Annotated in this window: 19 protein-coding genes and 1 pseudogene; 12 read left to right on the top strand and 8 right to left on the bottom strand. The window is 66.5% G+C overall.

The window, feature by feature from the left end; genetic code table 11:
* Nucleotides 1-7: 7 nt before the first annotated feature.
* Complete coding sequence (locus tag LzC2_RS00460; protein WP_171182558.1) at nucleotides 8-1,195, bottom strand: metallophosphoesterase; 1,188 nt, start codon at nucleotides 1,193-1,195, stop codon at nucleotides 8-10.
* Nucleotides 1,196-1,301: 106 nt separating this feature from the next.
* Here LzC2_RS00460 and LzC2_RS00455 point away from each other — a divergent pair, with 106 nt between their 5' ends.
* The 3 genes from LzC2_RS00455 (at nucleotide 1,302) to LzC2_RS00445 (ending at nucleotide 4,753) form a co-directional block, all read left to right on the top strand.
* The gene (locus LzC2_RS00455) at nucleotides 1,302-3,128 is read left to right on the top strand and encodes a UbiD family decarboxylase (protein ID WP_171182556.1); all 1,827 of its coding nucleotides are present in this window, start codon (nucleotides 1,302-1,304) and stop codon (nucleotides 3,126-3,128) included.
* 72 nt (nucleotides 3,129-3,200) lie between these two features.
* Nucleotides 3,201-4,349, top strand: a complete 1,149-nt coding sequence (locus tag LzC2_RS00450; RefSeq protein WP_171182554.1) for a THUMP domain-containing class I SAM-dependent RNA methyltransferase — start codon at nucleotides 3,201-3,203, stop codon at nucleotides 4,347-4,349.
* Between the two features lie 38 nt (nucleotides 4,350-4,387).
* Nucleotides 4,388-4,753, top strand: coding sequence for a DNA-binding transcriptional response regulator (locus tag LzC2_RS00445; protein WP_171182552.1), 366 nt, complete (start codon nucleotides 4,388-4,390; stop codon nucleotides 4,751-4,753).
* 16 nt (nucleotides 4,754-4,769) lie between these two features.
* Here the strand turns inward: LzC2_RS00445 and LzC2_RS00440 are convergent, their stop codons facing one another.
* Together LzC2_RS00440 and LzC2_RS00435 are read right to left on the bottom strand one after the other, a co-directional pair.
* Entirely contained in the window at nucleotides 4,770-5,318 is a 549-nt protein-coding gene (locus LzC2_RS00440; RefSeq protein ID WP_171182550.1) for a DUF1802 family protein, read from the bottom strand.
* Nucleotides 5,315-5,887 carry a TM2 domain-containing protein gene (locus tag LzC2_RS00435; RefSeq protein WP_206678506.1) on the bottom strand — a complete coding sequence of 191 codons (573 nt, stop codon included), beginning with the start codon at nucleotides 5,885-5,887 and terminating at the stop codon, nucleotides 5,315-5,317. The genes LzC2_RS00440 and LzC2_RS00435 overlap by 4 nt, the downstream gene beginning before the upstream one ends.
* 350 nt (nucleotides 5,888-6,237) lie before the next feature.
* Here LzC2_RS00435 and LzC2_RS00430 point away from each other — a divergent pair, with 350 nt between their 5' ends.
* Nucleotides 6,238-6,750, top strand: a complete 513-nt coding sequence (locus tag LzC2_RS00430) for a YciE/YciF ferroxidase family protein (protein ID WP_171182547.1) — start codon at nucleotides 6,238-6,240, stop codon at nucleotides 6,748-6,750.
* A gap of 68 nt (nucleotides 6,751-6,818) precedes the next feature.
* Here LzC2_RS00430 and LzC2_RS00425 read toward each other — a convergent pair whose 3' ends face one another.
* Nucleotides 6,819-8,549, bottom strand: coding sequence for a proline--tRNA ligase (locus LzC2_RS00425; RefSeq protein ID WP_171182545.1), 1,731 nt, complete (start codon nucleotides 8,547-8,549; stop codon nucleotides 6,819-6,821).
* 149 nt (nucleotides 8,550-8,698) lie between these two features.
* Between LzC2_RS00425 and LzC2_RS00420 the strand changes: the two genes are divergently transcribed.
* The 7 genes from LzC2_RS00420 (at nucleotide 8,699) to LzC2_RS00390 (ending at nucleotide 18,569) form a co-directional block, all read left to right on the top strand.
* Nucleotides 8,699-9,688: a 3'-5' exoribonuclease YhaM family protein gene (locus tag LzC2_RS00420; protein ID WP_171182542.1), complete on the top strand. Its 990-nt coding sequence runs from the start codon at nucleotides 8,699-8,701 to the stop codon at nucleotides 9,686-9,688.
* Nucleotides 9,689-9,806: 118 nt separating this feature from the next.
* A complete protein-coding gene (gene rnr, locus LzC2_RS00415) occupies nucleotides 9,807-12,239 on the top strand; it encodes a ribonuclease R (protein ID WP_171182540.1) in 2,433 nt (810 codons plus the stop codon).
* Between the two features lie 157 nt (nucleotides 12,240-12,396).
* The gene (locus tag LzC2_RS00410; RefSeq protein WP_171182538.1) at nucleotides 12,397-13,260 is read left to right on the top strand and encodes a succinate dehydrogenase cytochrome b subunit; all 864 of its coding nucleotides are present in this window, start codon (nucleotides 12,397-12,399) and stop codon (nucleotides 13,258-13,260) included.
* Between the two features lie 58 nt (nucleotides 13,261-13,318).
* Entirely contained in the window at nucleotides 13,319-15,286 is a 1,968-nt protein-coding gene (locus LzC2_RS00405; RefSeq protein WP_171182536.1) for a fumarate reductase/succinate dehydrogenase flavoprotein subunit, read from the top strand.
* A 34-nt stretch (nucleotides 15,287-15,320) separates the two neighbouring features.
* Complete coding sequence (locus tag LzC2_RS00400) at nucleotides 15,321-16,103, top strand: succinate dehydrogenase/fumarate reductase iron-sulfur subunit (RefSeq protein WP_171182534.1); 783 nt, start codon at nucleotides 15,321-15,323, stop codon at nucleotides 16,101-16,103.
* Nucleotides 16,104-16,111: 8 nt separating this feature from the next.
* Nucleotides 16,112-17,284, top strand: a complete 1,173-nt coding sequence (gcvT, locus tag LzC2_RS00395) for a glycine cleavage system aminomethyltransferase GcvT (RefSeq protein WP_315854472.1) — start codon at nucleotides 16,112-16,114, stop codon at nucleotides 17,282-17,284.
* Between the two features lie 73 nt (nucleotides 17,285-17,357).
* Nucleotides 17,358-18,569, top strand: a complete 1,212-nt coding sequence (locus tag LzC2_RS00390) for a tyrosine-type recombinase/integrase (protein ID WP_171182532.1) — start codon at nucleotides 17,358-17,360, stop codon at nucleotides 18,567-18,569.
* Here the strand turns inward: LzC2_RS00390 and LzC2_RS00385 are convergent.
* The 3 genes from LzC2_RS00385 to LzC2_RS00375 form a co-directional block, all read right to left on the bottom strand.
* Nucleotides 18,530-18,754: a hypothetical protein gene (locus tag LzC2_RS00385; protein WP_171182529.1), complete on the bottom strand. Its 225-nt coding sequence runs from the start codon at nucleotides 18,752-18,754 to the stop codon at nucleotides 18,530-18,532. The genes LzC2_RS00390 and LzC2_RS00385 overlap by 40 nt on opposite strands.
* A gap of 582 nt (nucleotides 18,755-19,336) precedes the next feature.
* Nucleotides 19,337-20,422 carry an AAA family ATPase gene (locus LzC2_RS00380; RefSeq protein WP_171182527.1) on the bottom strand — a complete coding sequence of 362 codons (1,086 nt, stop codon included), beginning with the start codon at nucleotides 20,420-20,422 and terminating at the stop codon, nucleotides 19,337-19,339.
* Nucleotides 20,422-20,793 (bottom strand): hypothetical protein, encoded by a 372-nt coding sequence (locus LzC2_RS00375; protein WP_171182526.1) that lies wholly within the window; start codon nucleotides 20,791-20,793, stop codon nucleotides 20,422-20,424. Before LzC2_RS00375 ends, LzC2_RS00380 begins: the two co-directional genes overlap by 1 nt.
* A 722-nt stretch (nucleotides 20,794-21,515) precedes the next feature.
* Here LzC2_RS00375 and LzC2_RS00370 point away from each other — a divergent pair.
* Complete coding sequence (locus tag LzC2_RS00370) at nucleotides 21,516-21,758, top strand: hypothetical protein (RefSeq protein ID WP_171182523.1); 243 nt, start codon at nucleotides 21,516-21,518, stop codon at nucleotides 21,756-21,758.
* A gap of 186 nt (nucleotides 21,759-21,944) precedes the next feature.
* Here LzC2_RS00370 and LzC2_RS00365 read toward each other — a convergent pair.
* A pseudogene (locus LzC2_RS00365) lies at nucleotides 21,945-23,383 on the bottom strand (hypothetical protein); the annotation flags it as partial.

The raw sequence follows: 23,383 nt of genomic DNA, 5'->3' as shown, positions 1-23,383 counted from the left end.
GGCAGCGTTAGCCGTCCTCTTCAAGAGCACGGCTATCGTTCCGCAACGTGATGCGGGTGATCTCCGGCATCGCCCCGTATCGCACCGGCGTTTTGCCGGAGAGGCCGCGGGAGACGTGCATCAGCAGGCTGCCCTCGCGATACGTGCCGCCGGCGTGGCGGACGCCGTGCTTGCTGGGGGCGTAGATCGGCCCGATGAGCGGGAACGCGATCTGCCCGCCGTGATTGTGGCCGGCGAGCATCAGGTCGACGGCGTTCGCCTTCGCTCGGCGGAACAGGTCCGGCGTGTGGGCGAGCAACAGGCGAAACGCCTCCGGCGGCGCTGCGGACCAGTCCGGCGGGCCGTTCAGCCAAGGCGATTCGTCCCCCGCGATCGCCAGCGAATCGCCGCCGCGGCGGAGCGTCTCCACCCGACCGGAGAGGTCCTCCCAACCCGCCGCCGCCATCGCCGCCCGCAGCGGGGCGACGCGGTAGTGCCAGTCATGGTTGCCCAAAATGAACCGACAGCCGAACTCCGGGTTCGTCTTCGGCAACAGTCCGAACGTGGGTTCCACCCAGTCGATGCGCCGCGGCCGATCGAGCAGGTCGCCGGTGAAGACGTACAGATCGCAGTTCCACGCGGCCATCTCCTCGAAGGCCCGCTCGAAGAAGGGCAGGGCGACCTCGCCCTGAAAGTGCGTGTCGGAGACGTGGCCGATCGTGACGCCGTCCCACCCCGGGGGCAGGGCGGGGAGCGTCAGTTCCAACTCGACCGCTTCGATGGTGTATTGAGCGTTCCCCGGCAGGGCCGCCTGGGCGCGACGCTTGCCGGCGCCGATCGGCTTGAATCCAAGGTCCGCCGTCACGTCGATGCGTCGGCTCGACCGCTTCGCCCCGGCGGGTAGCGGTCGGAACAGATGCCGGGCGATGCAGAGCAGCAGCGAGACGACCCCGACTCCGCACAGTCCGAAGTAAGCTTTCCATCCCCACGGCACCGCCGCCCACTCCCCGCCGCGCATCAGCCGATACCCGAACAGCCCGAACCCGAACAACAGCCCCGGCGCCGCCCCGAGCACGATCAAATCGTGCACCGCGCGGATCTTGGTCGTGGTTCGATGCCGCAGCGTCAAGCCGTGCGTTCGATTGCACCACCACGCCATCAATTCGCAGTGCCCCGCGTAGATTGCGAACAGCAGGGCGGCGTTCAGCCAGTTCAAAACGGCGTTCGGGTGAAGGGCGGGGGAGCGGGCCGGTGAGTCTAGCCCCCCGCCGTCGGCATGCCCCTCCGTCGTCCCCTCCGTCGTCCAGGACCGTCGTCCCGCCGTGCATAAGACGCTCCGACACGCCCTCGACGATCTCGACCGCCATAAGCGGTTGTTGCGCATCGCCGAGCCGATCGATCCGCACCTGGAAGCCGCGGAGATCCAACGCCGGGTCTACGCCGCCGGCGGGCCGGCGCTGCTATTCGAGAACGTCGTCGGCTGTCGGTTCCCGATGGCCTCCAACCTGTTCGGCACGCTGGAACGGGCGAAGTTCCTGTTCCGCCACACGCTGAAGCGGGTCGAGCACCTTGTCGATCTGAAAGTCGATCCGACGGTCGCCCTGAAAGCCCCGTGGAAGTACTTCGACGTGCCCCTCGCCGCCCTGACCACGCTGCCGAAGCGGACGCGATCCGGCCCGGTCCTGAAGAACCGTTGCGCGATCCGCGACCTGCCGCAGATGGTCAGTTGGCCGGACGACGGCGGGCCGTTCGTCACGCTGCCGCAGGTGTACACGGAAGACCCTGGCAAGCCCGGCGTGATGAACTCGAACCTCGGCATGTACCGGGTGCAGTTGGGCGGGAACGAGTACGTCCCTGATGAGGAGATCGGCCTGCACTACCAGTTGCACCGCAGCATCGGCGTACATCACGCCGCGGCGATCGAGCGGGGCGAAGAATTGAAGGTGAACGTGTTCGTCGGCGGCGCCCCCGCGATGACGCTCTCCGCGGTGATGCCGCTGCCGGAAGGATTGAGCGAACTGATCTTCGCCGGCGCGCTCGCCGGGCGCCGCATCCCGATGGCGAAGCATCCTTTGGGGGAGGGGTGGCCGCGCGTCTACGGCGAGGCGGACTTCTGCCTCAGCGGCCGGATCGTCGGGACGAAACCGGAAGGGCCGTTCGGCGATCACCTCGGCTATTACGCCAAGGTGCACGACTTCCCGGTCTTGAAGGTCGAGGCGGTCTACCATCGCGACGGGGCCGTCTGGCCGTTCACGGTCGTCGGTCGTCCGCCGCAGGAGGACACGTCGTTCGGGGAGTTGATTCACGAAATCACCGGCCCGGCGCTGCCGACCGTGCTGCCGGGGGTGAAGGGCGTGCACGCCGTCGACGCCGCCGGCGTGCACCCGCTACTGCTGGCGACCGGCAGCGAGCGCTATTCGCCCCATACGCCCAGCGACCGGCCCGCGGAATTGCTCACGCAGGCGAACGCGATCCTGGGGCAGGGGCAGCTCAGCTTGGCGAAGTATCTGTTCATCGCGGACGCGGCCGACGACCCGCCGGCGATGGAGGACGTGCCGGCGTTCCTAATGCACTGCCTCGCCCGGATCGACCCGACCCGAGACCTGCATTTCCAGACCCGCACGACGATCGACACGCTGGACTACAGCGGCAGCGGGTTGAACGAAGGCAGCAAGGTCGTCCTCGCCGCCCGCGGACCGGTGCGGCGGGAACTGCCGGAGTTCTTGCGCTCCGGCTGGCGACTGCCGGACGGATTCGACCACGCCGCGGTCGCGTTTCCGGGCGTGGCGTGCGTCTCGGGACCGAGTTGCGAAACGAAGGACGGCGCCGCGGCCCGGCTCGCAGAAACGATTGACCGTGATCATCCGCTGCGTTTGTTCCCGCTGATCGTGCTGTGCGACGACGCGGCGTTCAGCGCTCGCACGGCAAACAACCTGCTCTGGACGGCGTTCACCCGCTCCAACCCCGCAGCCGATCTGCAGGGCGTGGACAGTTTCACCGAGGAAAAGCACTGGGGTTGCCGCGGCCCGTTGATCATCGACGCCCGCGTCAAACCGCACCACGCGCCGCCTTTGATCGAAGATCCGCACGTCACGGCGAAGGTCGATCGGCTGGCGGAGCGCGGCGGGCCGTTGCACGGCGTTCTCTGAGGGGCAAGGGGCGAGGCGTAAGGCGTAAGCTATGCCTCCCGGTCCTGTCGCTTACGCCTTACGCCTCGCCCCTTGCCCCTTCTCCTCCAAGCCACCGCCGCCTTCGGCCTCGAAGCGGTCGTCGGTCGTGAACTGACGGCTCTCGGCCTGCCGCCCACTGAGACCGAGGACGGTCGCGTGCGATTCGAGGGCGAACCCGTCGACCTGGTGCGGGCGAATCTCTGGCTCCGGGCTGCCGATCGGGTGCAGGTCGTCGCGGAGGAATTCGATTGCACGGACTTCGACCAGTTCTTCGAGGTCGTCGGCGCGATCGACTGGACGCGGTGGATCCCCTACGACGCCGCCTTCCCCATCACCGCCCGCAGCGTGCGGAGCGCGTTGGGCCACGTGCCCACGCTGCAAAGCATGGCGAAGAAAGCGATCGCGGAGGCGCTCTGCGAGGCCCGCGGGGACGCTCCCGGCTCGCCGGTGCCCGAGGTCGGACCGCCGGTGCCGATCGAGGTGAACGTGCGGAAAGATCACGTTTCCCTGCTGCTCGACACGACCGGCCCCGGCCTGCACAAGCGCGGCTACCGGGATCTTTCTGGACCGGCGCCGATGAAGGAAACGCTCGCGGCCGGCATCGTGCTGTTGAGCGTCTGGGATCGCGAACGCCCGTTGCTCGATCCCTGCTGCGGAACCGGCACGCTGCCGATCGAGGCGGCGCTCATCGGTCGGAACATGGCTCCGGGCCTGCAGCGCGAGTTCGTCGCCGAGGGCTGGCCGCTCGCTCCGCCGGACCTGTGGGCTGAACAACGGGCCGCGGCGACCGAAGCGGCTCTCCCCCCGCTCGACAGCCCGTTGCAGGGCGGGGATCTCGACCGCAACGCGGTCTCCGCCGCCCGCCATCATGCGGAGCGGGCCGGGGTGGGGGACGACATTCACTTTCAGCAACGGCCGATCGCGGAGGCCGGCTCGAAGGGTTCGCATGGCGTACTGCTGGCGAATCCTCCCTACGGCGAGCGCCTCGGCGATGCGGACACGGTGCATCAGGATCTCGCCGCGTTGTTCAACCGATTGGAGGACTGGAGCGCCGCGGTTCTCACCCCACACCCGGCGTTCGCCACGATGGTCGGACGCAAAGCGAACCGACGACGCAAGCTCTACAACGGGACGCTCGCCTGCACGTTGCATCAATATCTCGGTCCGAAGCCGCCGTCGTTGACGGGCTCTCCGGTCTAAGATCTTCCCCCGCCCATTCTTCCCCCCCGAGCGATTCGATGCCTCGCGTTCTGAACGTCGGCCAGTGCGTGCCCGACCACATGTCGATCTCTTCCTATCTGCGACGGAAGTTCGATGCGGACGTCGTGAAGGTGGATTCCGAAGAAGACGCCCTCGAATTGGTCTCCAGGGGAAACGTGGACCTCGTATTGGTGAACCGCCTGTACGACGCCGACGGAGCGTCAGGTCTTCAGACCGTTCAAGCGATCGCCTCCGGAGACGAGGCGCCGCCGGTGATGCTGGTCTCCAACTTCGCGGATGCTCAGGAACGAGCGGTGAAGGCCGGGGCGTTGCTCGGCTTCGGCAAAGGCGAAATCAGCGCTGCGGAGACGGACGAGAAACTCGCCTCGATCCTCGGCTCCTAACCCGCCGGGGAAACAATCAGCGGGGAACGTGCGTCTGAACGGCACGCAGCCCCGCCGTGCTGACGGCCGGGAGATCGACCCAGCTCCGGCACCCGCCGAAGCTGGGCGAATCCGGCAGTTCGATCGGCGCTCCCGGCGTCCAGACCTTCACGGCGATCGCCCACAGGCCCGGTTCCTTGTAGCGGAAGCGGTCGATGGCGGTGGCGTCGGAGAGCGCGTGCCGCCCGCGGAGCGCTTCGAGGTCTGCCTCGTCAGTCACCTGCCAGGTCCGCATGACCTGACACCATCCCGGCAGTCGCACGACGCCCTCCGGCGGCGGTTCCGGGAGACGGTCGTGGAGGAACGGGGCAAGGTCGGCGGCGTCCTGGTGGAATCGCGTCGCCATCAGCCAGAAGCGGTCGTGCTCCGGGCGGAACTCGCCCCGTCGCTCGTGGATGCCGCCTTTGCGAAGGATCAGATCGACCCGGCCCTCGCACAGTGCATCACAGACTGCGGCCCATTCCTTGAAGGCGACGCGGCAGTCATCAGCGGCCCCGGACGGCCGTTCGTCGGTCGAATCATTCACCAACCGACCCCCATCACGCCTTCGCCTTCCTGCTTCGGCTGATTGCCGAGGACCGCTCGGTTCCGCGAATCGACCTGTTCGTTCAATGTGCAGAGATCCCAGATCCAGCCGAGGCCGAATAAGCCGCCGGTGAACAGCCAAATGGCCCCGGTGATGTACTTGCCGAGATAAAATCGGTGGATGCCGAAAATGCCCAGGAAGGGGATCGCGTTCAGGATCCAGGCGATGTTGTAGTCGTACGGCCCGGGCGTGTAGCGACGGTCGGCCTGGCTTTCCAGCCGGGGCATCAGGAAGAAGTCGATGATCCAGCCGACGCCGAGCAGCCCCAGCGTGACGGACCACAGCAACCCGGTCAGCGGCTTGCCGTAATAGAAGCGGTGGGCGCCCGCGGTCAGTAGGGTGAACGGTGCCAGCGCCCACAGCAGATAGCCGCCGGAGAGCGTGTGCGTGCTGCCGGGTTCGCGGAACCGCTGCATCGCCGCCGGCGTGGCGAACAGCGGCCCGTCCGCCGACCCCTTCGAGGACGCGGGCGGGGGTGAGGAAGAGGCGGTGACGGGAACGGAGGCCATCGCGGGGCGGGCCGGGTGCGGGAAACGGGGATTATCCGCCGGTCATTCGTCGGCGAAGGCCGCATCTTAGCAGCGTTCCGATCCCCCTCCGCCCGGTGCGTTCCTGATGTTCGCCTTCTACAGCAACAAGCTCGGTTGCGCCGGTTCGCTGTTGGTCTCGGCGGTTCTGTCCGTCGGCCTGTTCTTCCTGCTCCGCGGGTGCAGTTGAGGCGTCTGGTCAAGCTTCACAACGCGAGGGCGGGGCAGGGGGACGCCCCACGTTAACGCTCTCAAACCGCCGGATTCGCAGCGGTTGCCCGGCGCTTAGGCTGAACGTTCATCCGATAAACCCCCGACCCGGAGCGCTCCCGATGGGCCTTTTCAGCAGCACGACCTACAGCAATATGGACGACTTGTACGTCGCCCAGTTGCAGGACATCTACGACGCGGAGCAGCGGATCGCCAAGATCCTGCCGAAGCTCCAGGAGAAGGCTTCCAGCGCCGTGCTGAAGCAATCGTTCGGCACTCAGATCGCCGAGTCGAAGGCCCAGATCGCCCGGCTGGAGAAGGCGTTCAGCCTGAAGGGCGAGTCGCCCCAGGGGCACGCCTGCGAGGCCACCAAGGGGTTGATCAAGGAGGCCGAGGAAACGCTGGCTGCCAGCGGCGACGAGCACGTCATCGACGCGGCGCTGATCGCCAACGCCCAGCGGATCCAGCACTACAACATCGCCGGCTACGGCTGCCTGACGAACTTCGCCTCTCGTTGCGGTCAGGACGAAGCTTCAAAACTCTACGCGGAGTGCGCCGACGAAGCCGGCGCCGCCGATCAGCGGATGACGCAGATCGCCGAGGGCAGCGTCAACGCTCAGGCCGCATCTGCGTGAGGGCAAGCCTGGTCGCGAGCAATCGCCAGCGTCCCGGGCCCTTGAAGGGTCCGGGACGCTGTGCTGCGCTAGGCCAGCAGTTCCCGCACCCGGGCGACGGCGGCGTCGGGGGCGATCTTCTCCGGGTCGGCGTCGGTCCGGCGCTTCACTTCGACGACGCCCTCCGTCAGACCGCGTTTGCCGATCGTGATCCGCGTCGGCAGACCGATCAGATCCGCATCCGCGAACTTCACGCCGGGGCGTTCCTTCCGGTCGTCCAGCAGGCAATCGACGCCGGCGGCTTCCAGCTCGTCATGGAATCGTTGAGCGAGGGACATGACCTCCTCGTCCTTGATGTCCAGCGGAATGATGTGGCACTGGTAGGGGGCGATCGCCTTCGGCCAGATGATGCCGCGGTCGTCGTGACTGGTCTCGATCGCTCCGGCGACGATGCGATTGATGCCGATGCCGTAACAGCCCATCACGACGCTGCGCCGCTTTTGATCTTCGCCGAGGTACTCCGCCCCCAGCGCGTCGGAGTACTTCGTGCCCAGCTTGAACACGTGGCCGACTTCGATGCCGCGGACGACCTTCATGGGGCCGCCGCCCTTGGGGTCCGGGTCGCCGGCGCGGGCGTCGCGGAGGTCGTGCGTCGTCTCCACGGTCCAGTCGCGGCCGCAGCAAACGTTCGTCCGGTGGGCGTCCGCGGAGTTCGCGCCGACGACCGAGGGCTGCACCGTCACCGCGTCGTGATCGGCGAGCAGCGTGACGCCTTCCAGCCCCACCGGGCCGGCAAAACCGACCGGGGCGCCGGTGACCCGACGCACGGTCGCTTCGTCGGCCATCGATAACGTCGCGGCGCCGATGGCGCGACGAATCTTGCCTTCGTTTGCGTCATGGTCGCCGCGGACCACCACGGCGACGGTCCGCTCTTCGTCCGTGCCCGCATCGGCGGTGTAGAGCAGCGTCTTTAACGTCTGCTCGGGTTGGACGCCGAGCGCCGCGCAAACGGCTTCGATCGTGGAGACGCCGGGGGTGGCGACCGCGTCCATCGGGGGGACATCGTCCGGGACGACGATCTGCGGGGCGGTGCGACCCGTTTCGGCGCGTTCGAGGTTCGCGGCGTAGCCGCTGGCCTCGCAGTGGACGACGGAATCCTCGCCGTTCTCGGCGGGGATCATGAACTCGTGGGAGGCGTCGCCGCCGATCGGGCCGCTCTCGGCTTCGACCGCGAGGTAGGGGATGCCGCACCGCTCAAAGATTCGGCAGTACGCGGCGTACATCGCATCGTACGAGGCGTTCAGCTGTTCGATGTCCGTGCCGAAGCTGTAGGCGTCCTTCATCAGGAACTCGCTGGTCCGCAGCACGCCGAAGCGGGGGCGTTCCTCGTTGCGGAACTTCGTCTGAATCTGGAACAGCGTCAGCGGCAACTGCTTATAGCTGGCGATCGACTGCTTGATGAGGTCGGTGATCGGCTCCTCGTGGGTGGGGCCGAGGGCCACGTGCACCTTCCGATCGCCGCGGGGGAAGGCGAAGTTCAACAGCACGTTGCCGAACGCCTCCCGCCGGCCGCTGCGTTCCCAGAGCTCGATGGGACTCATGGCGGGGAAGTGCAGCTCGGCGGCGCCGGCGGCTTCCATCTCCTCACGGACGATCTCCGCGGCCTTCCGCACCGCCCGCCAGCCGAGCGGCAGGTAGGTGTACGCCCCGGCCATCACCTGCCGGACCAATCCGGCCCGCAGCATGAGGCGATGGGAAGGCACCTCCGCGTCGGCAGGGACTTCCTTGAGGGTCGGGACGAGCGTTTGCGACCAGCGCATAAGTTCTGAGATGGAAGAGGTGCGCGGGAGACGCGAACCGGGCAGGATGGGTTCGCCCCTCCCGTTTTGTAAAGCGGAAGATCAGAGGAACCGCGTCTTCACGTCTTCTTGCCTTGCAATCGGCGGGCGCCGGGTCACGATGGAGGAAGATGATCGACGAAAAGACGCCCGAGGCGCGCACCCCCGTTGACGCTTTACGCGACGGGGCGACAATCGACCAGCCGTTTCTGCTCGCTGAAAAGAGCCTGCGGACCAATCGGAACGGGCAGCTGTATCTGCTCGCTCAGTTGCGGGATCGGTCGGGACAGATCTCCGCGTTGATGTGGAACGTCTCCGAAAGTGATTTCGACGCCATTCCCGCCGGCAGCGGCGTTCGGGTGAAAGGGCGAGTTCAAACCCATCAGGGCGGTTTGCAGGTCATCGCCCATAAGCTCAAGCCCGCCGGCGACGACTTCGACGCCGACGCCTTCCGCCCCGCCGCCAGCGAATCGACCGACCGGGCCTTCGCGGCGCTGTCCGACATCCTGAACAGCCTGCCGGACGAGGATCTCCGTGACTTGATGGCGACCTTCCTCGCTGACGAGTCGTTGATGGAGGCGTTTCGCACCGTCCCCGCTGGTATCAAGGCCCACCATGCCCATCGCGGCGGGTTGTGCGAACACACCGCGGCGATGGCGCTGGCCTGGACTCGATTGGCGGACCTGTACCCGGACGTCGATTCGTCCACGGTGCTCGCCGGTTGTTTTCTGCACGACCTCGGCAAGACGCGCGAGCTCGACCCCGAAACGTTCACCTACACGACCGAGGGGCAGCTGCTCGGCCATATGCAGATCGTTTGCGATCTGCTCGCCGAGAAGATTGCCGCGACCGTCGCCCGCACCGGGCGGCCGTTCCCGGACGCCCAGCGCTGGCACCTCACGCATCTGATCCTGTCCCACCACGGGACGCCCGAGAAGGGCAGCGTGAAGGAGCCGATGAGCCCCGAAGCGGTCGCCCTGCACGCGATCGATACGCTCGACGCCAAAGTGAATGAGTTCCTGAAGATTCTCAGCGAAGATCCCAACACGGATTCGGAGCTGACTCCCTACCACCCCCGCCTCGGCCGCCGGCTGTTCCGCGGCCCCAAACACGACGCGTAGCGTCAGCGCTGCGTACCGCCACGGGTTCAACCCCACACACAACCACGCCGCTGTTCGACCGAAGTGACGGTCGCGGCTCCCGGAGCGTCGCTCCGACTTCAAAATCAAGCTAGACAGAATGTCCACCACCAAGCGCCGCGCTCCGAAGAAGCGGACCGGCAAGAACGCGAGTTCCGACTCCTCCCCGCGGTCCGACCGGACCGCGTCCGAAGACGGCAGCGCCGAGGACCGCGTCCTCGATCTGCTCACGCACCCGGATTATCAACCGGTCAAAGCGGCCACGTTGCTCAAGAAGCTCGGGGGGTCGCCGCAGCTCAAGGCCGACAATCGCACCGCGCTGGATGCGTTGCTCGCCAACGGCAAAGCGCTCGCGGATCGCGGGGCCAAGCTCCGCGCCCGGCATCGCCCGGGAGTCAGCATCGGCCGGATCAAGACGACCCGGAGCGGCGACGCCTGGGTCGCGATGAACGATCCGCGGGGCCGCGACCACGACGTCTACGTCCGCCGGTCCGACATGGCCGACGCCCACGACGGCGACGAAGTGGAAGTTCGCATCGTCAACCGCAAGGGCGGGCGAGACGGCAGCCGCATCACCGGCGAAGTCGTCTCCGTGATCGAACGCCAAACGACCCGCTTCGTCGGTACCTACGACGAGACCGGCCGGAACGCGTTCGTCCGTGTCGACGGCGACGCCTTCCTCGAACCGATCCCCATCGGCGACCCCGGCGCCCACCCCGCGGAACCGGGCGAGAAGGTCGTCATCGACGTCCTCAAATTCCCCTCTGCCGGCCGGCCCGGCGAGGCAGTGGTGATCGAAGTGCTCGGCCGCCGCGGCGACGCCGGCGTGGACGAACTGGGCGTGATGCGCGAGTTCGACCTGCCCGAGGAGTTCCCGGACGAAGTGCTGGCCGCCGCCAGCGAGGAGGCCCGCCGGTTCGATGAGGAGTTCATCGGCGATCGTCTCGACCTGACGAAGGAGACGGTGGTCACCATCGATCCGAAGACGGCCCGGGACTTCGACGACGCGATCAGCCTGAAACGAATCGGCAACGGGCACTGGGTGCTCGGCGTGCACATCGCCGACGTGGCCCACTTCGTCAAACCCGGCTCCGCCTTGGACAAGGAAGCGAAGGACCGGGCGACCAGCGTGTACCTGCCGGGGAAAGTGATCCCCATGCTGCCGGAGATCATCTCCAACGGCCTCGCCAGCTTGCAGCAGGGCAAGGTGCGATACGTGAAGACCTGCTTCATCGAGTTCGATCCGACCGGAATCCCGGTGAAGACCCGTTTCGCCAACGCGGCGATCAAGGTCACCAAACGCTTCGCCTACGAACAGGTGATGCCGATCGTCGACGACCCGGATTCGTTCACCCGCAAGGTCCGCAAGGACGTGCGGCACCTGCTGCTGGACATGTATTCGCTCGCCATGACGCTCCGCAAACGGCGGTTCGCCGCCGGGGCGCTGGAGATGCACATGCCGGAGGTCACCCTGGATCTCAACAAGAAGGGCGAGGTGGTCGGGGCCAGCGAAGCCCACCACGACGCCAGTCACGAGATCATCGAGGAGTTCATGCTCGCCGCGAACGTTGCCGTCGCGCAGGCGCTGGAGGCGCGCGGGCTGCCGTTCATCCGCCGGGTGCACGACGATCCGGACGAGGCCAAGCTGAAAAAGTTCTCCGAATTCGTCGGGACGCTCGGCTTCAACCTCAAGCAGTACCAGAGCCGGCCGCACCTGCAGGCGCTGCTGGACGAGGTGAAGCACGAAACGGAGGCGCCCGCGGTGAATTACGCGCTGCTCCGCAGCATGAAGCAGGCGGAGTACAGCCCCGGCGACGGCGGCCACTACGCGTTGGCCTTCCCGTGCTACGCGCACTTCACCAGCCCGATTCGCCGCTACCCGGACCTCACGATCCACCGGCTGATCGACGCCCTCTGCCGGGGCGAGAAGCCCAAGACGCAGGGCGAGGCGGAACTCACGGCGCTGGCGAACCACTGCTCCGACCGCTCCCGCAGGGCGGACAAGGCGGAGCGGGAACTGATCCGCGTGAAGCTGCTGGAGTACCTCGAAGATCGCGTCGGCGAGGAGTTCGACGCGGTCGTGACCGGCGTCATGAACTTCGGCGTGTTCGTTCGCGGCGTCGAACTGCCGGCCGAAGGCATGATTCCGCGGGAAGCGTTGGGCGGCGGCTGGTTCGATCACGACGCCACCGCTCACACCCTCACCAGCCGCGACGGCGTCACCTATCGACTCGGGATGCCGTTGAAGGTGAAGGTCGCCGAAGTGGACGTCGAAGGCCGCAATCTGCAGTTCGAGTTGGCGGAGACCCCGCAGGCGGACTCCGGCGACCGGAGCGGCGGACGCGGGGGATCGCCGAAAGGCGACCGCGGGTCGTCGAACCCCCGCGGCCGCTCCAAGGGCCGCAGTTCCTCAAGCCGCAGCGGTTCCTCGAAGGGACGCGGCAATTCGGCCGATGGGGCAAAGGGCGGGGGACGCAGGCCAACGAAAGCGGCCGAGGACAAGCCTAAAAAGAAACGGTCCCGGCGACGCTAGATCTCGGTCGGCGATCGGTTCACGCGGCAGAATCGGCCGGGTCTCCGGCGGTTCGCAGCCGCGTCACCCCGCCCCGGTGGGGGAACCGAGCCTTGCCGCTTAGACTGTTCGTACACACGCTGCCTCTCCCCTTCGTCCGACCCGAGCGACCGACCCCGTGGGCGCCCTCCGCCGACTGCTGATGAGTTCCATCGGCAAGAAGTACGTCATGGGCCTCTCGGGGCTGCTGTTGATAGGGTTCGTGGCGACGCACCTCGCCGGCAACCTGCTGATCTTTTCCGGCAGCGAGGCGTACAACACCTATGCAGCCAAGCTGCACGACCTCGGGGCGCTGCTGTACCTGGCCGAAGCCGGTCTGCTGGCTCTGTTCGTCGTCCACGTGCTGTACGCCTACTGGCTCGTTGCGGAGAACCGGGCCAGCCGCGGCGATGAGGGTTACGAGATCGGCTATCGCTCCAAGCAGCGTACGACGTACCTCAATCTCGCCCCCCGGAGTTGGATGGCGATCAGCGGGACGATCGTGTTGGGGTTCCTCATCTGGCACCTGATCGACATGCGGTTCGGTCTGCGGGACAACGTGGATCCCACGTTCGAGCGGTATGTCGACGAGGGCTTGCAAAGCGAGGACGGCCGCCCGCTGTTCCTCCGCTACGAACGAGCGATCCAGATCCTGCAAACCCCGGTCTCGTTCGTCCTTTACGCGGTCGGCTCGATCCTGTTGGGCTTCCATCTCTCCCACGGGGCGAGCAGTTGGTTCCGGTCCGTCGGGCTGGAGACCCACGGGTTGGGAGGGCCGTTGAAGAAGCTCGGCGTGATCCTGGCGGTCGTGATCGGGCTGGGGTTCGCCAGCATCCCGATCTACGTCTGGGTCGCCGGCGTGGAGGTCGGCGACCTGAGCGCCGCGGAAGCTCGGGAACGGGCGCGGCATGTCAGTGAACAAGCGTTGAATCAACCGGTTGAAGCGATGACGGCAGAGGACGTCGCCCCCGCCGGCTCGCCCGACTCGGACGCCGGCGATTGACGGCCTTCGCGGCCCGCTCTCGTTCGCCCCCAATCTCCTTTCGTTCAGACCGCCGCCCATGGTCGCCCCCGCCGCCCCGTCGCTCGACGAACCCGCCGCCGCTCGGACCGACACGCTCGATAGCCGCGTGCCGGAGGGGCCGATCGAGCAGAAGTGGGATCGCTGCATCCGCGAGATGAAGCTGGTCAACCCGGCGAATAAGCGGAAGTACCAGATCCTCGTCGTCGGCACCGGCCTGGCCGGAGGCAGCGCCGCGGCGTCGCTGGCGGAACTGGGCTATCACGTCAAATCGTTCTGCGTGCAGGACAGCCCCCGCCGGGCGCACAGCATCGCCGCGCAGGGCGGCATCAACGCCGCGAAGAACTACCAGAACGACGGCGACAGCGTCTGGCGGCTCTTCTACGACACGGTGAAGGGCGGCGACTACCGCTCCCGCGAGGCGAACGTCTATCGCCTCGCCCAGATCAGCAACAAGATCATCGACCATTGCGCCGCCCTCGGCGTGCCCTTCGCCCGGGAGTACGGCGGCAGCCTGGCGAACCGCAGCTTCGGCGGCGCTCAGGTCTCGCGGACGTTCTACGCCCGCGGGCAAACCGGGCAGCAATTGTTGCTCGGCGCCTACTCCGCAATGAACCGGCAGGTCTACGCCGGGCGGGTGAAGGTCTACGCCAAGCGGGAGATGCTGGACCTGATCGTGGTCGACGGCGTCGCTCGCGGGATCGTCACGCGGAACCTCAACAGCGGGAAGTTCGAGGTCCACCTCGGCGACGCGGTCGTGCTAGCCAGCGGCGGCTACGGCAACGTCTATTACCTCTCCACAAACGCCAAAAGCTGCAACGTCACCGCGGCGTGGCGCTGTCATCGGCGGGGGGCGTATTACGCCAACCCCTGCTTCACGCAGATTCACCCCACCTGCATCCCCGCGAGCGGCGACTACCAGAGCAAGCTCACGCTGATGAGCGAGAGCCTGCGGAACGACGGTCGGGTCTGGGTGCCGAAGAAGAAGGACGACAACCGCGCCCCGGAGCAAATTCCCGACGCCGAGCGCGACTACTACCTCGAACGTCGCTATCCGGCCTTCGGCAACCTCGTCCCCCGCGACGTCGCCAGCCGGGCGGCCAAGGAACGCTGCGACGCCGGCTACGGCGTCGGCAAGACGGGCAACGCGGTGTTCCTCGACTTCCGCGACGCCATCCGCCGCGACGGCCGCAAAACGATCGCGGGCAAGTACGGCAACCTCTTCCAGATGTACGAGGAGATCGCCGACGAGGATCCGTACAAAACGCCGATGCGAATCTACCCCGCCGTCCACTACACGATGGGCGGCCTGTGGGTGGACTACCGCCTGCAAAGCACGATCCCCGGCCTGTTCGTCCTCGGCGAGGCGAACTTCTCTGACCACGGGGCGAACCGGCTGGGCGCCTCCGCGTTGATGCAGGGCCTCGCCGACGGTTACTTCGTCATCCCGTACACGATCGGGGACCATCTGGCGAAGATGAAGCGGACCGAGATCACCGAGGACCACCCCGCCTGCAAAGAAGCTCTCGTCGAGAGCCGCAACCGCATCGAGGCGTTGCTCGCGGTCGGCGGCACCCGCAGCGTGAACAGCTTCCACAAGGAACTGGGCGGCATCATGTGGGAGCACGTCGGCATGGAGCGGACTGCCGAGGGCTTGAAAACCGCGATCGACAAGATCCAGAACCTCCGCGCTGAGTTCTGGCAGGATTTAAAAGTCACCGGGACCAACGGCAGCTTCAATCAAGGCCTGGAACACGCCGGTCGCGTGGCGGACTTCCTTGAATTCGCCGAGACCCAGACCCGGGACGCCCTCGTTCGGGACGAAAGCTGCGGCGGCCACTTCCGCGGCGAACATCAGACGCCCGAAGGCGAGGCGAAGCGGGACGACGAAAACTTCTCCCACGTCACCGCTTGGCAGCACGCGGGCGAGGGCGAGACGCCGATCGAACATCGCGAGCCGCTGAAGTTCGATGAAGTCTCACTCACCAGCCGCAATTACAAGTCCTGAATCGCTCCTTCCGCACCGCGGTTAGCGCCCAGCCATGATCGATCTCCCCCACTCCGACGGCGGCCATCTCTCGTTGACGGTGAAGGTCTGGCGGCAGGACGATGCCGACAGCCCCGGCGCGTTTCAGACCTACAAGATCGACGACATCAACCCGGAGATGTCGTTCCTGGAAATGCTCGACTGCCTGAACGAGCAGCTCATTCAGGAAGACAAAGAACCGATCGCGTTCGACCACGACTGCCGCGAGGGCATCTGCGGCACCTGCGGAGTGATGATCAACGGCATGGCCCATGGCCCGCTGCCGAACACCACCACCTGCCAATTGCGGATGCGGCAGTTCAAGAACGGCGACACGCTGGTGCTGGAGCCGTGGCGGGCGAAGGGATTCCCGATCGTTCGGGATCTCGTCTGCGATCGCAGCGCCTTCGACCGCATCCAACAGGCCGGCGGGTATATCTCCGTCGGCGTGGGCAGTGCTCCGGACGCCAACAGCGTCGCGGTGCCCAAGAAGATCGCCGACGCGGCGATGAACTCCGCGGCCTGCATCGGCTGCGGCGCCTGCGTGGCGAGTTGCAAGAACGCCGCCGCCCACCTGTTTACCGCGGCGAAGGTTTCGCACCTTTCCCTGCTGCCGCAGGGGTCCGCGGAGCGGAAAGACCGCGCTCGGAAGATGGTCGCCCAGATGGACGAGGAGGGCTTCGGCGCCTGCTCGAACACGAACGAGTGTCAGGCCGCCTGCCCAGCGAACATCAAGGTGACGGACATCGCCCGCCTGAACCGCGAATACGCCTACGCCTCGCTGGGTACAAGCGATTGATCGCCTGAGTGAGCCGCTCTCTTCAAGAGAGCGACTCACCGGCGTACCTTCCTGAGATGGATCTCAAACCGACCCCGCTGCACGCCGCCCACCTTGCCGCCGGCGGGCACATGGTCGACTTCGCCGGGTACGACATGCCGGTGCGGTACGGCACGATCGTGACGGAACATGCCGCCGTTCGCACCGCGGCGGGGCTGTTCGATATCTCCCACATGGGTCGGGTGCGGTTCAGCGGCCCGGACGCGGAGCGGTTCCTCGATCGCCTGCTGACCAACCGCGTGCCGACCGAGCCCGGGCGGGTGAAGTACGGCCTACTGTGCCGAGAGGACGGCGGCATCATCGACGACGTGCTGACGACCAAGTTGGCCGACGACTGGCTGATGGTCGTCAACGCCTCGAATCGGCCCGCCTGCCTGACGTGGTTCGAGGAGCAGGCCGAGGGCTTCAACGTGACCATCGACGACCGCACCGACTCCACCGCGATGATCGCGGTGCAGGGCCCGAACGCCGGCGAGATCGTCTCGCATGTGGTCCACATGCCGCTGCTGGAGACCCTCGGGTACTACCGGGCCAGTCCCGCCGTCTGGGAGCGGCCGGGCGAATCGCCGGTTGAGATCATCGTCAGTCGTACCGGGTACACGGGGGAGGATGGATTCGAACTGATCGTCCCCGCGGAATCGGCCACGGAAATGTGGCGAGAACTTCGGGAGGTCGGCGAACCGCACGGCCTCGTCCCCTGCGGTCTGGGCTGCCGGGACACGCTCCGGCTGGAAGCGGGAATGCCGCTGTACGGCCATGAGTTGAGTGTGGTAACCGACCCGCTGACCGCTGGATTGGACTTCGCGGTGGCGCTGAAGAAGGACGACTTCCTCGGCCGCGGCGCGATCGCCGCCGTGAAGGACGCCGGTCCGAAACGGGTTCGCGTGGGCTTCGAAATGCGCGGCAAGCGGGTCGCCCGCGAAGGCGCCGCCGTAGTGCGGGACGGCGACGCGGTCGGCGAGGTCACCAGCGGTACGCACTCGCCGACGCTCGGCAAAGCGATCGGCATGGCCTACGTCCCGCCGGATCTCGCCGCGGAGGGCGCCGAGTTGGAAATCGACGTCCGTGGCCGCACCGAACCGGCGGTCGTCGTGTCGCTGCCGTTCTACAAGCGGCAGGCTATGTCGGCGAAACTACCATGAACCGCCTACACCATAGACCCTTGACGAAATAGGCTGACCGCCGGAACGTATCACCCGATACGAAAGGCTCCCGATGCGACTCCCCAAGCTCTCCAAAAATCCCGACGGCCGGGCGTTCGTCCGCATCCCGAAGACGAACGGGAAGCGGGCGTACTTCGGGCGGTACGGAACCGCCGAAGCCGAAGCAAAGTACCGCGAATGGGTCGGGGCGTACGTCGCCGATCCTGAGTCCACGACCCGCCCGGCGGTCGAAGGGTGGGGCAGCATCGCCAAGCTCTGCCACAAGTTCATGGTGCACGCGGACGAGTACTACCGCGACGAGCACCGCAGCGGCGGGCACACGTCCTCCTACGGGACGCACAAGAAGGTCGCGGAGACCTTCGCGATGCTCAACGGCACGAAACCCGCCGACCGTATCGATGCGTCAATGGTGCGGGCCTTCCAGCGATACCTCGTGGTGACGCCCGGGAAGGGGGGCAAGCCGGCCGCCCGCGTTTACGTGAACGCATTGGTGGACGATCTCCGCTACCAGATCAAATGGTGGGAGTCTCACGGGCTCGTCCCGAAGGGCACCCACCACCACGTGATGACGGTAGAGAACTTGAAGGAGGGCCGCACGTCGGCCCGGGAGACGGCCGCGGTCCAACCCGTCGATCAGGACGTGGTCGTCGCCACGATGGCGTACATGCCGCCGACGTTGGCGGAGATGGTTTGCGTCCAGTTCGCTTGCGGGATGCGTCCGCAGGACGTGTGCCGGCTCTCGTGGGGGCACATCGACCGATCCGGGGACGATTGGCGGTACTCGCCCGTCCGACACAAAAACGCTTGGCGGAAAAAGAAGCTCGTCAAAGCGATCCCCGAGGCGGTTCGACCGCTCCTGCTCAAACGGGCGGACCGCCCCGCGGACGAGGCGATCTTCCGGCCGGTCGACGCCGCCGCGGAGCAACGCGGGGGCAGACGGTCGCGGAAGGTCCAATACAACACGGACTTCTACCGGCAGTCGATCCACCGGGCGGTGAGACAGGCGCGGGACGACGGGAAGGACGTGCCGACGTGGTCGCCGAACCAACTCCGGCACGCCATCGCTACCGCAGCGGGCGAGCAATTCGACCTTGAAGGGGCGTCAGCGCTGCTCGGCCACTCCGGCACGGCCGCCACCGCGATCTACGCGAAGACGACCGACCGGAAGCTAGCCAAATACGCCCGACAACTGGACGAGTACGTCTTGGCGGGCAGCGGCATCGTTCACGCGGCGACAGGTTCCACCCCCAACAACGCCATGTAGAAGCGCCCCTCTTCGGCCACGCTTGCCGCCCGCTTCGCCGCGGCCTTCGGCTTCGACGGCAGCGTGCGGCCTTCGGTCGTTTCCAAGAGGTACAACTCGACATCGTCAGGACGGACCCAATACCTCGATCCGTCGAAGGTCGCTTGTAGCTTCACGCCGCCGACGCCGTGAAGGATTCGCCGCATGACCGCCTTCCGCGACAGCGGGGAAGGGAACAGCGTTCGCCCGGCTTCCGCCGGGGAAACAGCGGATCGGCTCGTCACCGAACCGCCGGGCATCCTGTTCGGGGTGTGGCGGGTTCACGGTCGATCATGTTCGTTGCTGCGTACGAGTAGGGGGGGAGACACCGACCACCCCGCGGCTTCGCCGCGGCAGTCTCGGCTCCACGGCCGTCTGAGACGGCTCGATCTCAGACGCGACGCCCCGGCCGGATCGATCGACCGGACGCGCTCAGTGCGCCGTGACGGACGCTGACGGCTTGCTGGGCGGGACTGGCTTGGTTTGTCTCGGGTGACCGTCCACCACAGGGGTCTCGGACTCCAATCCTCGGATGCGAGCATCGACTGGGCCTGTGGTGGACGGGTGATCGCGTCACCCCCCAGCCCAACCGGCCCCGATCCGGTCGGCTCGATCCGGCGCTCTCCCCGCTTCCCCACCCCTAAAGGGGTGTGGGAGAACGGGAGAGCATGACGCCCCGACGATCTATCCAAACAGGAGAACGACGGGACAACCCGGACGATCGGTGGACGGTCCTACGCAAACAGGGTCTACGAATCTCCCGCCGAAACGACGGCGTCGGGGAGAACGGGAGAACCGGCTCGATCAGGCTCGGGAGAACCGGACGATTCGGGGCCGTTCTCCGGGACCGCCAATGCGGCGATTGCGTCAGGCGTGACGGAGAGCCGCCGGGGGTGTCCCTTCTCCCCGTTGTCGGTCATGAGTCCGGCTGCGATGGCGGCTTCGGTGAACCCGGTGAGCGCTCCGCCCTTCAAGCCGGATGCTCGTCCAATGTCGGCTCCTTTGCTCGGCTTGATGCCCAGTTCATCGGCCACCGCTGACAACGCCGTGCGATGCTTCGGCGCCAACCGGGCCAGCTTCGCAGCGGGACTGTCGGCGGTGACGAGCGCCAGGGAACTGCCCTCATCCAGCTTCACAGCGGTCATCATAAGGGAGAACGGGTCGAACCCAATGTCGTCCTTCGTCTTATCGGAGGTCACCGTCACCTCATCCGATCCTTTGCCGCGACCTAAACGCACGATGGCGTCGCACGCGGCCCGCAAGGCGCCGGAACCTCGTTCGTCGTCCGCCGTTCCGGCCTTCCTGCGGGTGTGGTGAACCACGAGGACAGTCCCTCCGCCAAGAGTTTTTCGCAGCGATTTACAGCCGCTGACGAATCGCTTCATGACTGTAGAATTGTTCTCGTCTCCATCCGGGAAATAGGCATTGAGCGTATCCACGACGATCAACTCAGGCACCGCTTTCACATGGAGCCGGTAACCAGCTAGGACGGCGTTCCGGCAGTCTTCGTCGGTCACGTCGAACTCGCCATCCCAGATGATCGCCCGAGCCGGTCGACGTACACCGTGGGCTTGGCTCCATGCTTCGACGCGGTTGTCGATTCCCCCGCTGCCCTCACCCAAGAGATAGAGCGTCGGGCCTGAACGTAGGATGCGTCTCCCCCAAATTGACGACCGCCCGGCGGCAACCGACAAGCTCAGGTCTTTCGTCCAGAATGTTTTGCCGACCCCGCTGGCGCCGTACACCATCGCAAACGAATTAGACGGAATGACGCCGTCCACTATCCACTCCGTTTTGGGGATGCCGGATAAGTCTGCGGCTGAGTAGGCGGTCATCAGGACGCCTCCCCGGCAGGGATGGGAGGTTCCTCGATCGGCGCCAGCACGTCGGCGACCGCTCGCTCAAACAGTCGTTCCCCGTCGGCGTCGGTGTGCTCGCCCAAGGCGACCACCACCACGGCCGTGTCCCCAAACATCCCTTCCCCGGTCGTCTCCATGCCGATCCCGGCGAGGCGGCGTTTGAGAGCCTGCAACCGCTTCCGTCTGTCGATCGTCACGACGGAGTCAGCAAAGCCGATCAGGCGATGCTCTTCGTGCAGGAGCGAGTATTGATCCTGTCCGCACCGCAGTCCGTTCACGGCGACGGCAGCGACGTCGGCGGCCCGGATGGCGGGGGGCAAAGCCTTCAAGCCGAACCCCCTGGACATGCTGCGAACAACGGCAGCGGCGGACGACCGGCCTCGATCCACCGGACCCGTTCGCGGCCCGTCGGGGGCGCCAGATCGATGCGGGCTCTCCGGGTCTGCGATCTTCTGGGCGGTCTCAGCGGGCGATCCTTTACGGACCGACCCACCACACGCGAGGGATAACCCACCATATCGGGGGCCTTTATAGAGAGAGGGCGGGGACGCGATCCACCACACGAATGTGGTGAACGGCATATCGAAACCAGAACCCGGGCCGCTGCATGCGGCTCTTCCGGGTCGTTCTATCTCTTCGCCGGCTTGGCGGCGGTCCCTCATCACCGCCCAAGGCGGTGCGATATATAGGCTCCTCTCGGGAGCCGGACCGATGGTAACACAGGACTCCGCCCCTCGTCACCCACCACACAAGTAAATACGCGACCAACCCCGCGTGGTGGGCGGAGACACACCACACACACACCGACGCAACACACCACACAGCAATGACTTGCGGCGCATGGTGCGGCAATGCGACGCACGCCTTCGGGCTGGGCGCCGCGACGGAAACGCGCTCTGATCGAAACGCCGACCCCGTCGGCCTTCGCCCCCGTCTTTTACGCAAAGCGACCCCGATGACGAATCACAGCCCGGCCCCGAGAGCCTACGTCCAACGGACCGTAGACGGTGGAGAAACGGCCCCGCTGCCTATTGCGGAGAGAGACGACCTGAGACCGTATTTCCTTCAGGTGAAGTCGGCCGACCCGACGGGGCTGGCTCGACAGCGTCGATCCCTGATTCAGAATGCGGTTTACCGGATGCTGGAAGAAACTCACCGGATCGCCAAGCAGTACTGCGATGTCGCCCAAGAGGATCGGGACCCGGACTGGATGGAGGCTATGGAATACGGGGATATCGGGTCGGCGTTCAAGTCGATGGAAGCTCCGCTCTGGGCGATGGCGGGGTGGTCGGACTTCCAGCCGACCACCTAGTCGACTCGCTCTCGCTGACGCCGTCTGATCGTTCCCGTCGCTCGATCCGATGGATTGCCCGCCCACCGCTACGATGCCGTACGGGGCCGCACAGAGCGAGGAACGACCTATACGCGAAAACGCCCCCGCCTCCCTCGATGGGGGGACGGGGGCGTCGGTGATTGAGTCAGCGGTTCTCCGGGACGATCAGCCGCGTCCCATGCGGATCGCGGCGGCTTTGCTCTTCCCGAGGTCGCCGATCTTCATGTCCTTGTTCACCACCACACGACCGACGCTCACCGTGGTGGAGTTGTCGTTCATGGTGTTGGTCGTCACGGCCCCCCCGACGGCTCCCTTGCCCCCTTGCGGGATCACGCCCGGCTTGCCGGGGTTGGGGACGGGGGCGGCGACGCGGGGAGCCGCGGGGGCGTCCACTCGAGGCCCCGGTTCACGGCCCCGGATCGCTTCCAGCCTGTCGGATCGAAGGCCCTCCAACTCCAAGGCCCGGCGTTCGCGGGCTTCGACCTTCTCCTTGATCGACTCGGCCCTGAGACGTCGTTCCTCAGCCGCTTCTCTCATCGCCTCTTCCTTCGCCTCCTTCCGAGCCGCGACCCGCTCCGCGACCATCCGACGCCGCTCTTCGGCGGCCTCGAAGAACGGATTGTGGTGGACGGGGCCTTCGGGCGGAGCCGGGCGGGGAGGAGGTTGGACTCCTTCGGGAATCGGTCGGTTCGGTCTCGGAGCGAGCACGGGCTCCACCACAGGGGCGGCTTCGCCGTTCCCCGGGACCAAGCCGTCCGCGTTCGGCACGGCGACCGCCGCCCCGCCCATCGCCTGAATCGCTCGGGCGGATTCGGCCAAGGACTTCGCTAACTCCCGGGCCTGCGTAACGTGCTCGGGGGTGATGATCTCAAGAGCCGCGGCGGCCTCCTTCACCCCCTGGAGCTTCTCCTTGATCCGCGTCAACTCCTCGCGGTGGCCTTCCAGTTCCTTCTTCTCCGCCTGGGCGGCTTCCTTGGCCTTCTGGCGCCACTTCTGGACGTCCGCCCCGGTCTGGTCGTACAACGCCGAGAGCTTGCGAGCCTCGGCGATGCGGCCGTCGCTCGCGGCCCGGTTAGCGGCGTTGAGGTATTCCTGACCGCGGGCCTTGGCGTGGCCGACGGCCCCCTCGAAGTCGCCCCGCTCGGCGGCGGCGTTCTCGCGGCCCGTGATGAGACCGATCCGCTGCTTGCGGTTGTCGCGGGCGACGCGGAGTTGCTCCTTCTGGCGGAGCTTCTCGCGGTGCTTGCGACGGGTCTCGATGAACTTTTCGAGCCGACGACGATACTCGGCGGCGGTTCCCCTCTTGATCCGGCCGGCGTTCTCCAACTGCTCGATCCGGTTCGCCCACGGATCGAACCGGCGGTGGATCGCGTCGGAGTCCTTCTCGTCCGCGTCGCTGTACTTCTTGTCGATCGCGGCGGAGTCGATCGTCTCCTTGAGGTTCGAGCCGGCCATCGCATGACGGTGAGCGTCGGCCTGGGCGGCGGCTTCGGTCCTCTCCACCACACGGTCGAGAGCTTCGGCCTCGCGTTCGAGCGAATCGATGCGGGACTCAGCGGCGGCGGCGAGGTCGTCAATCGAGCGGACGGCTCCGTCTCTGAACG

It is taken from the genome of Alienimonas chondri, assembly GCF_013036045.1.
In the GTDB taxonomy this organism is placed as follows: domain Bacteria; phylum Planctomycetota; class Planctomycetia; order Planctomycetales; family Planctomycetaceae; genus Alienimonas; species Alienimonas chondri.
Note: the sequence above shows the minus strand (reverse complement) of the source record. Positions and strands in the feature narration are given on the sequence as shown.